The sequence below is a fragment of the Pontiella desulfatans genome (assembly GCF_900890425.1).
GTDB classification, from domain to species: Bacteria; Verrucomicrobiota; Kiritimatiellia; order Kiritimatiellales; family Pontiellaceae; genus Pontiella; species Pontiella desulfatans.
This window is the reverse complement of the sequence record NZ_CAAHFG010000003.1, coordinates 80,742-96,148: the sequence shown is the minus strand read 5'-3', so window position 1 is coordinate 96,148 and position 15,407 is coordinate 80,742. Positions and strand designations below refer to the sequence as shown.

Genomic DNA, 15,407 nt, shown 5'->3' with positions numbered 1-15,407 from the left:
TCTCTCTAACGGTTAAGGATAGCGTCTGTCATATTCGGGGGAACCGGTTCAAACGCTTGCGGTTCCATCGAGTAGCTCGCCCTACCCTTTGTTAAGGAACGCAAACTGGTTGCGTATCCGAAAACTTCGGCAAGCGGAACATCCGCCTGCACGACCTGCAGATTGTTGGTCGCCTTGATTTCGCGGACACGGCCACGACGGCTGTTGAGATCGCCCATCACATCGCCAAGATGTTCCTCGGGCGTTTCGATTTCGAGCAGCATGATGGGCTCAAGCAGCTCGGGACTGGCATTGCCAACCGCGGCGCGCAGTGCCATGACGGCGGCGGAGCGGAAGGCCATTTCCGAAGATTCCGTGGCATGGGCATCGCCACCGATCACCGTCACCTTAGTGTCGATGATGGCAAAGTTACCGAGTACACCGGTCAGGAGCGCGTCCTGGATTCCCTCCCGGATGCCTTTGCGGAATTCCTCGGGGACGATCTTGTTGGAAACATCGAATTCGATGGTGTTGCCGACGCCAGCGGATGCGGGGGCAACCTGTAGCGTGAGGCCTGCGAAGTGGTGTTCGCCGCCGATCTCGCGGTCGAACGTGAAGTTGCCATCGGCCTTGGCGGAGACGCTTTCGCGGTAGGCCACCATCGGCTTGCCGGCGTTCGCCTGCACCTTGTATTCGCGCAGCAGGCGGTCTTTGAGGATTTCGAGATGAAGCTCGCCCATGCCTTGGATGATGGTCTGGCCGGTTTCTTCGTGGATCGAGGTGTGGAACGTGGGGTCCTCTTCGGCCAGATCCTGGAGCGCGGCAACGAGCGCATCCTTGTCGGCGGTGCTGCGCGGCTCGATGGCCATGGAAATGACGGGTTCCGGGAACTCGATGTTTTCCAGGACGATCGGATCGTTCTCGGAACAGACGGTGTCGCCGGTGGTAAAGAATTTTTGCCCCACCATGCCGCCGATTTCGCCGGCATGCAGCACATCCACGTCTTCGCGGTGGTTGGCGTGCAGGCGCAGGAGGCGGCCGATGCGCTCGCGTTTCTTGGTACGCGGGTTGTAGATGTTCATCCCCTTCTTCAGCTGGCCGGCATAGATGCGGACAAAGGCAAGCTTGCCGACGAACTTGTCGGTGGCCATCTTGAAGACCAGGCCCGTCAGCGCTTCGAAGTCGGAGGCTTCGCGCTCGAGCTCCGCTTCGTTTTTCGGGGAGATTCCCTTTACGGCGGGGACATCGAGCGGGGAAGGCAGATATTCGACGACGGCGTCGAGCAGGGGCTGCACGCCCTTGTTTTTCAGGGAAGAACCCACCAGCACCGGAACGATGTGGTTGCCGATGGTTGCACGGCGGAGACCGTCGACAAGCGCCTGTTCGGAGACATCGGCGTCTTCCATGTAGGCTTCGAGCAACTCCTCATCGACTTCGGCCACCTTTTCAATCAGCTCGGCGCGATAGGCTTCGGCGTCGGCCGCCAGCTCGGAAGGAATATCGATGTATTCGACCTTCGATCCCATGTCGCCTTCGGAGAAGATGATGCCGCGCATCTTGATGAGGTCGACCACGCCGGAAAAGGTTTCGGCGGCGCCGATCGGCAATTGGATCGCAACGGCGGGTGCCTTGAGCTTGTGCTGCATGTCGTCCAGCACCCGGAGGAAATCGGCACCCATCCGATCCATCTTGTTAACGAAGGCCAGGCGCGGAACGTTGTATTTCGTGGCCTGGCGCCAGACGGTCTCGGATTGCGGTTGGACACCGCCCACGGCACAGAAAACGCCCACGGCGCCATCAAGGACGCGAAGCGAGCGCTCAACCTCTACGGTGAAATCGACGTGGCCGGGGGTGTCGATGATGTTGATCTGGTGGTTTTTCCAGAAACAGGTGGTGGCCGCGGACGTAATCGTGATGCCGCGCTCCTGCTCTTGGATCATCCAGTCCATGGTGGCGGTGCCATCGTGCACTTCGCCAATTTTATGGACCTTGCCCGAGTAGAAGAGAATGCGCTCCGAAGTGGTTGTCTTGCCCGCATCGATGTGGGCGATGATGCCGATGTTGCGAACCGACGGCAAGGCATGCGCGCGGCCTTCGGCTTCCCGTGGGGAATCCGAGCCCTTTCCTGCCTTGTCCTTCTTATGGTTCACGATTTTAGTCATTTCTTTTTACAACAACCGGAAGGTTCCACCGCGTGGAACCTTCCTTTCAATGGGCGACCCCCATCCGTTGGGGATTTCCTATATTCCCTACACAAATCCGCTTACCAGCGGTAGTGGGCGAAAGCCTTGTTGGCCTGGGCCATCTTGTGCGTGTCGTCACGCTTCTTGATGGCGGCGCCCTGGCCCTTGAACGCGTCGATGACTTCGTTCGCCAGTGCCTTGCGCATCGGTACGCCTTTGCGGTTGCCGGCATAGGCGATCAGCCAGCGGGTAGCGAGGGCGATCTGGCGCTTGGGCTTCACTTCCAGCGGAACCTGGTAGGTGGCACCACCAACACGGCGGGACTTCACTTCCAGACGCGGAGAGACGTTTTCGATGGCGGTAGTGAACACGTGCACCGGATCTTCGTCTTTCAGCTGGGCCTGGATATCTTCCAGGGCTCCATATACAATCTTTGCAGCAACCGATTTCTTGCCGCGTTCCATTACGCAGTTGATCATGTAGGCAACAACGGGACTGTTGTAGCGCGGATCCGGAATCAGCTCGCGTTTTTCTGCTCTATGTCTTCTGGCCATAGTCTAAATCCTTATGCTTTTGGGCGCTTCGCACCATATTTCGAACGACCACGCTTACGATTGGCTACTCCGAGACAGTCCAGCGCACCGCGAACGATGTGATAACGAACACCCGGCAAGTCCTTTACACGACCGCCGCGTACGAGAACCATGCTGTGCTCCTGCAGGTTGTGGCCTTCACCGCCGATGTAGGCGTTGACTTCACGACCGTTGGTCAGGCGAACACGGGCAACTTTACGAAGGGCCGAGTTCGGCTTCTTCGGGGTCTGGGTTTTCACCAGCAAGCAAACGCCACGACGCTGCGGGCAGGTTGCCAGCGCGGGCGACTTGCTCTTTTTCTTCTGAGCCGCACGCGGTTTTCTTACTAACTGATTGATTGTAGGCATAAATATCCCTTCCTATAAAAAGACAGGCGGAGGAATGTAGACATCTACCTCCACCACCGCAAGCGAAACATTCAATAAATTTCGCCCTGTTCCATAGGCCTTCCAACCATTGGAAAACCCTGTCATCCACGAACTGCCTCTCACTTAACCGCAGACGGTTGCGGGAAAAACCTCGCCCCTGCGTTTCAGATCGAAACCTAATCCGGTTCGGTCGCCCGATTGCCGGTGCATTCGTGATTACTTGATCAACCCCGGAAACCCAATACATCCTGGGCATCCCGTGGTTCCTTCCCATCAGCGCAAACCGCCAGCCACTTCAGAAACGAGGAAGATGCAAAAGCAACTGTAGATTAGTCAGTTACCAAAAAGCATCCTCCCGCAATCCACATTCCGACGCGAAAGGATGGGCAAGATAGCGAAACCAGCGCGAGATACCAGAGAAAAGTTCGATTTTATCGAACCGCATCATCCGCAACGCGCCATGCACCAGCCCCGGCATCGCGCCACTCCCTTGGACGGGCGAAGGTTCCAGTGGCAAGATCGAGCATGGTTTTTACGTAATCGCACATTTCGGGCCGCCCTAGTTCTGGTATGTTCCATGTTTTTGAAATAGACCATGGAACCAAACCGAGGATCAACAACATGAAACGCATAACCGCATTGGTGGCAACCCTCATCATGGCTGGCGCGGCCCACGCCACCGAAGCCCCCAAGCCCAACATGATATGGATCATGGCCGAGGATATGGGAACCGACTTGGAATGCTATGGCATGGCGGGCGTAAAAACACCGAACCTCAACAGAATGGCCGAGGAAGGCATGCTCTTCACCCGCGCCTACTGCGCCAACCCGATCTGCTCGCCCAGCCGCTCGTCGATGATGGTCGGGGCGCACCAGACCTCATTTAACGCGCACCACCACCGCAGCAATCGCGACACGCCGTTGGCGGCTCCGTACAAACCCATCACCAGCTACCTGCGCGACGCGGGCTATACCTGCATTCTGGGCAGCGACCTCGTCATGAAGAATGGCCGCAAGATCGACTGCAACTTTAAATATGAAGAAACAGGACCGTACGACGGCGTCGAGCATTTCGGCATCTTCGACAAGCTCGACCGCTTCGGGCCGGAGGACCAACCCTTCTTCAACCAGATCCAGTGCGTGGTGACCCACCGCGGCGATTGGTGGAATCCCGTCCGCAAGGCATCGAAGCATCCGGTTTCGGTGGATGCCGTCGAGCTGCCGCCCTGGATCGCGGACACCCCGGAAACCCGCTACGACTGGGCGGCCTACCTCGACACCGTCGAATACATGGACGACGAAGTGGGCCAGATTATGCAGCGCCTCAAGGACACGGGGCTGGAAAAGAACACCTTTGTCATCTTCATTGCCGACAACGGTCGCTGCAACCTGCGCGGCAAGGGCTATCTGCAGGAGACCGGCATCCATGTTCCAATGATCGTCTGGGGCCCGGGCATCGAACCCGGCACCGTGATCGACGAACTCGTCTGCACAACCGACATTTCCGCCACCGTCCTGAAGCTGGCGGGCGCCGAAATGCCCAGCTACCTCGACGGCAGGCCGGTCTTTGGCGTTGCCGACCCGCAATACCGCGACTATGTCCGCTCCGCGCGCGATATCTGGGACGAGGTCGACGAATGCTCGCGCTCCGTCACCACCAAAAAGTTTTCCTACATCAAGAACCACATGCCCGAGGTGCCATGGGATGCCCACCAGGCCTACCTCGACCTCAACCGCCCCGCCGTCTGGGTGATGCGCTCCTTGAAGAAGGAAGGCGAACTGACCGGCCTGCCCGCCCTGTATATGGCCGACTCCAAGCCTGCGGAAGAACTCTATGATCTGCAGAAGGATCCCGATCAGCTCAACAATCTCGCCACCAACCCGGAATATGCCGAGGTGCTGAAAAAATTGCGCGCATTGGAAAAAGACTGGCAGTCGGGGAACCGCGACATGGGGCTCGAAGACCTCGGCAAACGCGTACCGGAACAGAATATGAGATCCGTCGCCATCAGCAATGCCGTGAAGGAGAATGCGCCGGATGAGTGGGCGCGCCTGGAAGCCGGCGAGTTGATGGAAACGCAGTCGTGGAAAAAATACCTTCCGAAAAAGAAGTAATAGTCCCATCACAGATCGTCCTGTAAGAAAAATCAATTGGGGGAATGAACAGATGCAGAGGTTAGTTGTTGCGGCAGCAGTCGCCCTTTCAAGTTTCACGGTTCAGGTTTCAAGCTTCGCGGAACAGCCGCCCAACATCCTGTTCATTATTGCGGACGACGCGTCGATGAACACCTTCGGAGCCTATGGCGGCACCATGATTGAAACACCGGGCTTCGACCGCCTGGCCGAAGGTGGTGCCCTCTTCCGCCAAGCCTACAACTGCAACCCGAAGTGCGCCCCGGCCCGCGCCTGCCTCGTGACGGGCCGCTATAGCTGGCAGCTGGAGGAGGCCACCAACCACTGGCCGAAGTTCCCGGCCAAGTTCAAGTTCTACCCCCACCTGCTGATGGATGCCGGCTTCCATACCGGCCACACCGGCAAGGGCTGGGGCCCGGGCTCCTGTGCCACCGAGCACAATCCCGCCGGCCCGGCCTACAACAAGATCAAAACCAAGCCACCCTACAAAGGCATCCGCAACACCGACTATGCCGCCAACTTCGCGGCCTTCCTCGATGAAAAGCCGGCCGACAAACCCTTCTGCTTCTGGCTCGGCACCACCGAACCCCATCGTTTCTACGAAAAGGATTCCTGGAAGAAGGAGGGCCTGAAACTGGAAAACGCGGTCGTCCCGCCCTTCTATCCCGACAACGAAACCATCCGCGGCGACATCCTCGACTATGCCGTGGAAGTGAAATGGTTCGACCGGCACATCGGCTTGGCGACCCAGGCGCTGGAGGAGCGCGGCCTGCTCGACAACACGCTGATCCTCGTTACCTCCGACCACGGCATGCCGTTCCCTCGCATCAAGGGCCAGCTCTATGAAGAAGGCTTCCACGTACCCCTGGTGGCCTACTGGAAAGGCGTCATCCAGCCCGGCCGCGTGATCGAGGACTTTGTCAACTTCCCCGACTTCGCCCCCACCATCATGGAAGCCGTCGGCATGGAGCCGCACGAGCAGATGACCGGCAAGAGTTTCCTCGATCTGCTCAAGTCGCCCAAGTCCGGGCAGATCGATCCGGCGCGCGACCATGTCCTCCTCGGCAAGGAGCGGCACGACACCGGCCGCGCCGACGAAACCGGAACCGACCTCGCCTATCCCGTCCGCGCCATCCGCACCAGGGAGTTCCTCTACGTCCACAACATCAAGCCCGAGCTTTGGCCGGCCGGAAACCCGGAGTTCGGACTGCGCAACTGCGACGGTTCGCCAACGAAGGCATACCTGACCAACCTCAAACCCGGCGATCCGGAATACACGTTCTATGAAATGAGCTTCGGCAAACGCCCCGAGGAAGAACTCTACCAGATCCAGAAGGATCCCGACTGCATGGTCAACCTGGCCGGAAATCCGGAATATGCCGCGCTGAAAAAACAGCTCCGCGACCGCATGGAAAAGAAACTCACCGCCCAGGGCGATCCGCGCACCCTCGGCAACGGCGCCATCTTCGACGCCTATCCCTACGGCGGAAAACCGTTCGGCTACAAAACCGGCAACCCCGCAGCCAACAAGAAAAAGAAATAGGCGAAAGCTCCCGCACGGGCAAGCCGGTCATTTGTGTAATCCAGATTGACGTTCGACAATCTGAATTACACAACCCAATCGATTCGGGGGCTGGCAAAATCGCGCATGGTTTTTGCGCGATAGCCCATTTCCGCATTCCGGGAATGTGATATTTTGGAACATCGCATTTTTATCAACAAATACATTGGGAGAGGCATGAAAACGAAAACCACCATCCTGCTTTCGCTGTTGCTTGTTGCCGCAGGCTACGCCGGCTCGCGCCCGGTCGAACCGCAGCCCAACATTGTCCTGCTGTTCGTGGACGACTGGGGCTGGGCCGACATGGGATGCCGCCAGCCCGATGTATTCGAGACACCCAACATCGATAAGCTGGTCGGCGAAGGGGTCGACTTCCGCCAGGCCTACATCGCCTGCCCGACCTGCAGCCCGAGCCGCAGCACGCTGGTGACCGGCAAACATCCGGCGCGCTTGGAGATCGTGCGCCACATCCCGACCGGGTCGCGCCAGCATCCGGAGTTCGACCAATTTGGACGCACCGAACAGGAATACAGTCTATGGGAAAAAGACCCGGCCCAGTTCCCGGTCAAAAACTGGCTTCCGCTGGAGCACACCACGTATGCCGAGGCGCTGAAGGAGCTGGGCTACTACAACCTCTTCGTCGGGAAATGGCACCTCGGCCACGAGCCCTACCATCCCGACAAGCAGGGTTGGGACAAGCAGATCGGCACCGGCAACTTTGGCCATCCGCACGGCTACAATCCGCCCTACTTCAAAAACTCGGATGTGTATAAAGATGAAAAAGAACAGTACCTCACCGACAAGCTGACCGACGAAACCGTCGAATTCATCGAAGGCTACGACAAGGAACAGCCGTTCATGGTTTCCTTGTGGTATTACACCGTCCACGGCCCGTTCGATGGCCGCGCCGACTATGTGGAACACTTCAAGGCCAAGGGACTCGAAGGCCCCTATGCCCATTATGCGGCCATGGTGAAATCGCTCGACGAATCCGTTGGCCGCGTCCGACAGGCTTTGGAGAAAAAAGGCATTGCCGACGAGACGATCATCATCCTGCTCTCCGACCAGGGCGGCGCGTTCGACAATCCGCCCTTCCACGGCGGAAAAAAGTCCGACACCCTTTATGAAGGCGGCGCGCGCGTCCCGTTTGTTTTCAACTGGCCGGGCGTCGCCCAACCGGGTGCGGTCAACCACAGCATCGTGCAGTCGACCGACCTCTTCCCCACCCTCGTGGAAATCGCGGGCGGGGATCCTTCGAAGTTCAACGACCTCGACGGCATCTCGCTGGTGGGAACCATCCGCAACAACAGCGAGCTCAAGCGCCCTGAGCCGATCGTGGGCTACCGCGCCTACGAAGACCTCTACGCCTCGGTGCGCGAAGGCGATTGGAAGCTGCTGGCCTACCGAAGCGGCGCGCTTAAGCTCTATAACATTGCGCAGGACAAAGGCGAAACGAACGACGTCGCCCAAGCCAACCCCGAAAAGGTCGCGGAGCTGAAAGCTTTCCTCGTTGGCTGGGAAAAGGAAATGGGCGTCGAAAAGTATTCCGGAGTTCAGTAGGGGGAAAATCTAATGAAACGTATTCTATTCACACTCATCTGCCTGTTGTCGGCATCCATTGCCCATGCAAACAAACCCAACATCATCCTGTTCGTCACCGACGACCATGGGCTGGATGCGCTCGGGTGCTACGGCAACTCCGTCATCCAAACGCCGAACATGGACAAACTCGCCGCCGAAGGGGTGCGCTTCACACAGGCCTATTGCACCAGCGCCAGCTGCGCGGCGAGCCGTTCCGTGATCCTGACCGGCAAGTTTGGCCACGCCACCGGTTCCTACGGCCACGTGCACGACTACCACCACTTCAGCACGTTCGACACCGTCAAGTCGCTGCCGGTCATGCTGGAGGACGCCGGCTACCACACCGCGCAGATCGGCAAATACCACGTGGCGCCGGAATCGGTCTATCGCTTCAACGTCCGTTACAAATGCGATCCGCGTTCAACGATCGAGATGGCCGCAACCTGCGAACCGACCCTCAACCAGGCCAAACCCTTCTTCCTCTACTTCTGCCCCGACGACCCGCACCGCGGCCACCCCTTCACGCCCGATCCGTGGGACGCGCCAAACTCCTTCGGCAACAAGACGGAGCCCTATCCAGGCGAGACCATTGTGAAGTACGACCCGAACGACGTGCTGGTTCCTTCGTTCCTGCCCGACACCAGGGAATGCCGCGAAGAGATGGCGCAATACTACCAGTCCGTCTCGCGCATCGACCAGGGGCTCGGCAAACTGCTGGAGCTTCTCGCCAAGGCAGGCAAGGTCGAAAACACCATCATCATCTACATCTCCGACAACGGCATCGCCTTCCCGGGCGCAAAGACCACCGTCTACGAACCGGGCATCAAGCTGCCCTGCATCGTCAAGGATCCGCGCACCGACTTCAAGGGAACCGTCAACAACTCCATGGTTTCGTGGGTCGACCTCGCGCCGACCATTCTCGACTTCGCCGGTATCGGTTACAACAAGAGCGACTTCCACGGTCGGTCGTTCCTTCCAATCCTTGGAAAGGAAAATTCCAGGGATTGGAACACGGTGTATGCCGCACATAACTTCCATGAACTGACCATGTACTACCCGATGCGCGTTGTCCGCGAAGGTGACCTGAAGCTGATCTGGAACATGGCCTTCGGGTTGAAATATCCGTTTGCCTCAGACCTGTGGGCCGCCTCCACCTGGCAGAGCGTCTACCGCAACAAGGGCGAATATTTTGGCCATCGCAAGGTGCAGGACTATCTCTACCGCGCCGAGTTCGAACTCTACGACCTCAAGGCCGATCCCGAAGAGAGCAACAACCTCGCCACCGACCCGGCCCACGCCAAACAGCTTCAGGCCATGAAAAAAAAGATGCAGGCCTTCCAGACCGGCACCAACGATCCCTGGCAGATCATCTGGGGCAACAAAAGCCAGATGCAGGGCTCCGGCGTCAACCTCTAGCCCAACCGGCTTGGCTTCCGAACCCTGCAGGTCTGTTTTCGCAAATTACGTGCTGTGTTTGCGCATAACTCCTTTTGCGCCCAGACCCCATTGTTCGTATATTCTCCACCATCAACTTCCGAGCCGCGTCATCGGGCGAGCCATCTAAGACAGGGGAATAAAACATGAGTCAGAATGATCGCTTTAAAATTATCCTGCGCTATGGCCTCGACCCGTTCAACGGGCTGGAGGAAAACCTAAAGCAGCTCGAAACCTTCATTCAGGAATCCGGCATCAACGAAGTGATGTTCCTGCTGATGCCCGAGGAACGCAGCTCCGGCCATCCCACCGAAGCGCTCTCGCAGCCGTGGTGCGATGCCATCAAGGAAGCCCAGAAAATGTTCGCCAAATACGGCGTCGAAACCAGCCTCAATCCGTGGACCACCACCTACCACGCCGGGCGCGGCCGCAACCTGCATCCCGGACAGAACTTCCGACTCATGGTTGGCGAGACCGGCGCGGACAACGGCATGTCGCCCTGTCCGCTCTGCGAAAACTGGCAGCAATACCTGATCGACTACTTTGTCTACCTCACTAAGGAAATCCAACCCGTGGCGCTATGGGTGGAAGACGACTGGCGCCTGCACAACCACGGCGGCGAGATGGGCTACGGCGGTTGCTTCTGCGACCACTGCCTCGAGCGCTTCGCCAAGATGGTCGATACCTACCGCGTCACCCGCGAGGAAGTCGTCGCGGCCGTCGCCGCGCCCGGCCAACCGCACCCGTGGCGCGCCCAATGGCTGGAACTCGCCTGGCAGGCACTCAGCGAACCGGCGCAAAAACTGACCGACGCGCTCAAGGCCGCCAAACCCGAGATGCGCATTGGCCTCATGTCGTCCATCCCCGATGTGCAGAGCATCGAAAAGCGCGACTGGAACGGCCTGATGGATATCTTTACCGAGGACGACGAAAACTATCTCATCCGCCCCCACATGCCGCCCTACACCGAAGAGCCGCCGATTACCACCGTGCCTAGCTACTCGCGCCAAACCATCGCCCTGCTTGACCGCGATGCCGACATCTATCCCGAGCTCGAAAACTCCCCGCGCTGCGGCCCCTACAGCGGCACGCACAACTACTCCATTTGGGAAATGACCAACGGCATCCTCTACGGCTCCCGCGGCATCACTATCAACCATTTCGACAACATGGGCATGAACACCTACTACGACCGCGGCTTCGGCAAGGCGCTCTGCAAAGAGCGCGAACTGTTCGACGCGCTCATGGGGCTCAAGCTCGACGACCGCAAGGCGCGCGGCGTGAAGATCCTCTTCAGCCCCGACATCGCCCAGCATAAGTGGACGGGCGCGGGCGCCTCCGGCGGCGGCGTGAAGATGTACACCGGCGAAGACCTCTCCAAATTCAATACCGGCGGCGGCTCGCTCAACGACCTGCAGGCCAACTCCACCGAATGGAGCAAGGTTTTCTATATTCTCGGAATCAGCCACAGCTTCACCCGCGACATCAACGGGGACGAAGGCGACATATTCGCCGTCTCCGACCAAACCCTGCGCTGCTACTCCGACGACGAAATCAAAAAGCTGCTTTCGCAAAACATCATCCTCGATCTGCCGAGCATCGAAGTGCTCGTCCAACGCGGCTTCGGCGACCAGATCGGCGTGAAAGATGTTTCGCGGATCAAGCTTGAAGACGCGGCCTACTCGATCGAAGAGGTCGAAGAATCCTTCTTCGGGAAACTGGAAGGCGACGTCAAGCCACGAATGTGCGCCCAGCGCGTAGCCAGCCCGATCGGCGTGATCGAGTTTGCGGAAAATGTCGAACCCCTCTCCACCATCAAAGGTGCGGAATTCGATCCCAAGTTCCCAGGCTCCGGCCTCTTCACCAACGAGCTCGGCGGCACGGTCTACACCACCTGCTACCCGCTCGGCACCGCCCAGTTCTATATGGCCTACTTCAACCGCGTGCGCCAGGAAACCTGGAGCAAGCTGCTCTTCAAAATGTCCGGAGGAAAAGGCACGCAGACCATCGCGGCCGGACACCCCTTCCACGTGCATGCGCACAACATCGAAGGCGGCATCTCCATCGCCTGCACCAACGTCATCTACGACACCGCCGAGCAGGTCGTCATCCAGCTGCCCGCCGCCGATGTGGAAGGCAAAACGTTCCAGGCCCTGGAACGCGCGCAGTGGATCGACGTCCAGCCGGAGATCAAGATGGCCGGCGACGTTGCCACCCTGACCTTCGACCGGCAGGTGCCCACGCTAAAAACCGCCTTCATCACCATTCGGTAACCAGCCGGTGCAGGACGGGCCTCTTTGCCTGCAAAGGGCGCGTGGCGCGGCGGACAGGAACACGCGGGTTCATTCCACCCACGGTGCTGGACGGCATGGCAGGTGCGGCATCAGCAGTCCCCGAACGCCTGTTCGAGCACTTCCTTGATTTGGCGACGGCGCGTTTCAATGCTTTCGCAAAGGCGGAACTGCACCTTGGCTCGCTGTAGGTTTTGCTCGGGTGTCTTCACCTTGAAATAGCGGTTGTCGGCGAGGTAGTCCTGGAAAAAGCGCAGGCCAAGCTCGAACGTGATCAGACGAATGGAGTCGTAGAGATATTTCTTATCGTTATCCGTCAGGAAATCGCGGGCATAGGCAATGTATCCGCGCACGAACGCCTCGCACAGGTCGAGGTCGAACACCACCTTGCCCAGCTCACCGGTTTCCTCACCGGACCGGTTGCAAAGCGAGCGAAGCGCATCGCCAAAGTCATAATGGATCAGGCCGGGCTTGGCGGTGTCGAGATCGATGATGGCCGTACCTTTCCCGGTATCGTCGTCGATCATGACATTGCTGATCTTGGGGTCGCCATGGATCAGCCGCAGTTCCAGCTCGCCATGATCCAACGCATCCTGCAACACCGATGCAAACTCGCGGCGTTCCTCGACGAAGCGCTGGAGGTTGCGCACCTCCATGGAGCTTTCAGCCAGCTCCTTCGCGGCGGGTGTTTGGATTACCGCATCGTACAGCTCGAGATATTTCGGCGTTTCATGGAACCCCGGCAAGGTATCGCGCAGGCTCAGCGGATTCATGCCGGAAACCAGCCGGTGGAACTGCCCAAGCACCGTACCGATCTCGAAGGCGTGTTCCGCACTCTGGGCAACGTCGTAGGATTTCGCCGAGGCAATCAGCGTGAGCGCCCGCCAAAAGTCGCCCTGGCCATCGCGGAAGAAGTCCTGGCCATCGCGGCACGGCACAATGCGCGGCAGTTGCCAGATGCGGTCGGCCGTTGCACTTTCCGACTGCAGTTGCTTGTGGCAGTGGTTGGTCAGGATGCTCATGTTTTCCATGATCCATTCCGGCTGGGCGAAAACATGGCTGTTCACCCGCTGGACAATGATGCGCTCCTCGGAAAAGTGGGTGCGGAAAACGGCCAGGTAGGTGTCGTTCACATTGCCGCTTCCGGTCGGGCGTATGCTGGCCAGTTGTCCCGACACTTCAAACTGTTCTGCAATCTTTGCCGGATTCATACCCACTCCTTATTTTTCCAGGAAGTATTCGATCGTTGCCTGCAGCCCCGCATCAAAATTCGAGGTCGGCTTAAAACCGGCGTCCGTAATTTTTTCAACCGACGCCATCGAGTGCTTCACATCCCCGGCCCGTTCCGGCGCATACGCAATGTTCGAAGACGATCCCGTCAACCCGATGATTTTTTTCGCGAGGTCGTTGATGGTCAGGCGGCCGCCATAGGCGACATTGAAGAAGCCCGGAGGAGTGTCGTTCATGGCCAGGAAAACGTTGGCGGCAACAATGTCCTTCACATAGATGAAGTCGCGCGTCTGCTCGCCGTCGCCGAAGATCGTAATGGTTTCGCCCTTGGCGGCCTTATCGATGAAGATCGGCACGGCGGCGGCATAGGCGCTGCCGGGATCCTGGCGGGGGCCGAAGACGTTGAAGTAGCGCATGACTCCGGTGGAGAGCTTGCCTTCGCGGCTGAAGAGGTCGCAGTAGTATTCGCCATCGAGCTTCGTGATGGCGTATGGGCTCTTCGGTTCCGGCAGCATGGTCTCGACCTTCGGCACCACCGGGTTGTCGCCATAGTTGGCGGCCGAGCTGGAAAAACACAGTTTCTTCACGCCGGCCTTGGCGGCCTCTTCGAGCACGATGAGCGTTCCGGTGGTGTTGATCTCGACGCACTCGACCGGCTTGCCCATCGACTCCGGCACGCTGATCATCGCCGCCATGTGGAAAATGTAGTCCACGCCCTCGACGGCCCTTTTCACCGCCTCGCGGTCGGTAATCGAGCCCTCGATGAATTCATGGGCGAGCCCGGCCAGGTTTTCGCGGTAGCCGCTGCGCAGGTTGTCGAGCACCCGCACCTCCGCCTTGCCCTGGAAATGTTCTACGATGTGGCTACCGATAAACCCGGCTCCGCCGGTCACTAAAACTCTCATTGAAACCCCTCTACGATTCGTTGCATCTGATCCATTTGACGCTCCATGGATTGAACCATCTTGAACTGCTTGCGGCAACGGTCAATGTTCTGCCCTTCGCGGCGCGTCTTGAAGTAGGTGTCGCCCTGGAGATAGTCGATCAGGAACCGCAGCCCAATCTCAAAGGTGATCAGCTTACCGGAAAACGCCAGCAGCTCGCGCTCCTTCGGCACCAGGAAACCGGAGGCGGTTTCGAGATAGCCCTTCACCAGCGCCTCGAAATAATCGATGTTCATCTCCACTTTGGAAAGATCGCGTTCGTCCTCCGCCGCCTGGTTGGTGGTGGTGCGGATCATGTCGCCGAAGTCGTAGAGCACGGAACCGGGCATGACGGTATCGAGGTCGATCACGCACATGCCTTCATCCGTTTCGCAATCCATCAGCACATTGTTGAGCTTGGTGTCGTTATGCGTCACCCGTTCCGGAATGCCGCCGGCCGCCATCAGGTCGATCACCACATCCACGATGGCTTCGCGTTCCTTGGCAAACGCAATCTCGGCCTGCACGTTCGCAACGCGGCCATGGGCATCCTCTTCAATCGCCTGCATCAGCGTATCGTAGCGGGAACGCGTATGGTGGAAGTTTGGAATCGTGTCGTTCAACCGATCGTCCATATCGGCCAGTTGGCACTGGAACCCGCCGAAGGCCTTGGCCGATTTGTAGGCCTGACCCGTGTGTTCAATCACGTCGATCCCCACCGCGCCTTCGATGAACACATAGGTGCGCCAGAAGTTGCCTTTGGCATCCTGATAAAAATCCTTACCGTCCACGCTTGGAATCAGGGTCAGCACCCGGCGGTCAACCTGATCAGCACCGGCTTCCTCGAATTTTTTGCGCTGGTGGCGGGTCACCCTTCCAATGTTTTCCATCAGTCCCGGCACATCCTTGAAAATCTTGTGGTTGATCCGTTGGCGGATATAGTGGACCTCTTCGCCATCCACGTCGTAGTAGACTTTATAGGTGTCGTTGATGTGCCCCGAACCGTACGGCTCCTCGCCCAGATAGGTTCCCGGGCACTCAAAGGCCGAGGCAATTTCGTTGAATTGTTCCATGCTCATTCCTGCTTTCCATATTTTCCAAATTGGAATTATTTGTTTTCGGACCGGGTGC

At 58.5% G+C, this 15,407-nt stretch carries 11 protein-coding genes; 5 read left to right on the top strand and 6 right to left on the bottom strand.

Annotation, left to right across the window (positions count from 1 at the left end; translation table 11 throughout):
- Positions 1 to 5: 5 nt before the first annotated feature.
- From fusA to rpsL, 3 genes are all read right to left on the bottom strand, one after another.
- A complete protein-coding gene (fusA, locus tag E9954_RS21400) occupies positions 6 to 2,141 on the bottom strand; it encodes an elongation factor G (protein WP_136081335.1) in 2,136 nt (711 codons plus the stop codon).
- Positions 2,142 to 2,242: 101 nt separating this feature from the next.
- The gene (rpsG, locus tag E9954_RS21395) at positions 2,243 to 2,716 is read right to left on the bottom strand and encodes a 30S ribosomal protein S7 (RefSeq protein ID WP_136081334.1); all 474 of its coding nucleotides are present in this window, start codon (positions 2,714 to 2,716) and stop codon (positions 2,243 to 2,245) included.
- 11 nt (positions 2,717 to 2,727) lie between these two features.
- Entirely contained in the window at positions 2,728 to 3,102 is a 375-nt protein-coding gene (gene rpsL, locus E9954_RS21390; protein WP_136081333.1) for a 30S ribosomal protein S12, read from the bottom strand.
- 642 nt (positions 3,103 to 3,744) lie between these two features.
- Here rpsL and E9954_RS21385 point away from each other — a divergent pair.
- From E9954_RS21385 to E9954_RS21365, 5 genes are all read left to right on the top strand, one after another.
- Entirely contained in the window at positions 3,745 to 5,238 is a 1,494-nt protein-coding gene (locus E9954_RS21385) for a sulfatase family protein (RefSeq protein WP_222847271.1), read from the top strand.
- Positions 5,239 to 5,290: 52 nt separating this feature from the next.
- On the top strand, positions 5,291 to 6,799 hold the full coding sequence (locus E9954_RS21380; RefSeq protein ID WP_136081331.1) for a sulfatase family protein: 1,509 nt from the start codon (positions 5,291 to 5,293) through the stop codon (positions 6,797 to 6,799).
- A 195-nt stretch (positions 6,800 to 6,994) separates the two neighbouring features.
- On the top strand, positions 6,995 to 8,377 hold the full coding sequence (locus E9954_RS21375) for a sulfatase (RefSeq protein ID WP_136081330.1): 1,383 nt from the start codon (positions 6,995 to 6,997) through the stop codon (positions 8,375 to 8,377).
- Positions 8,378 to 8,389: 12 nt separating this feature from the next.
- Positions 8,390 to 9,814: a sulfatase family protein gene (locus tag E9954_RS21370; RefSeq protein WP_136081329.1), complete on the top strand. Its 1,425-nt coding sequence runs from the start codon at positions 8,390 to 8,392 to the stop codon at positions 9,812 to 9,814.
- Positions 9,815 to 9,978: 164 nt separating this feature from the next.
- Positions 9,979 to 12,105 (top strand): hypothetical protein, encoded by a 2,127-nt coding sequence (locus tag E9954_RS21365; protein ID WP_136081328.1) that lies wholly within the window; start codon positions 9,979 to 9,981, stop codon positions 12,103 to 12,105.
- 110 nt (positions 12,106 to 12,215) lie between these two features.
- Here the strand turns inward: E9954_RS21365 and E9954_RS21360 are convergent, their stop codons facing one another.
- From E9954_RS21360 to E9954_RS21350, 3 genes are read right to left on the bottom strand one after another with little or no spacing between them, the layout of a single operon-like run.
- Positions 12,216 to 13,334, bottom strand: coding sequence for a phosphotransferase enzyme family protein (locus E9954_RS21360; protein ID WP_136081327.1), 1,119 nt, complete (start codon positions 13,332 to 13,334; stop codon positions 12,216 to 12,218).
- Positions 13,335 to 13,343: 9 nt separating this feature from the next.
- A complete protein-coding gene (locus E9954_RS21355; protein WP_136081326.1) occupies positions 13,344 to 14,258 on the bottom strand; it encodes an SDR family oxidoreductase in 915 nt (304 codons plus the stop codon).
- Positions 14,255 to 15,355: a phosphotransferase enzyme family protein gene (locus E9954_RS21350; RefSeq protein ID WP_222847270.1), complete on the bottom strand. Its 1,101-nt coding sequence runs from the start codon at positions 15,353 to 15,355 to the stop codon at positions 14,255 to 14,257. The genes E9954_RS21355 and E9954_RS21350 overlap by 4 nt, the downstream gene beginning before the upstream one ends.
- Positions 15,356 to 15,407 lie beyond the last annotated feature (52 nt).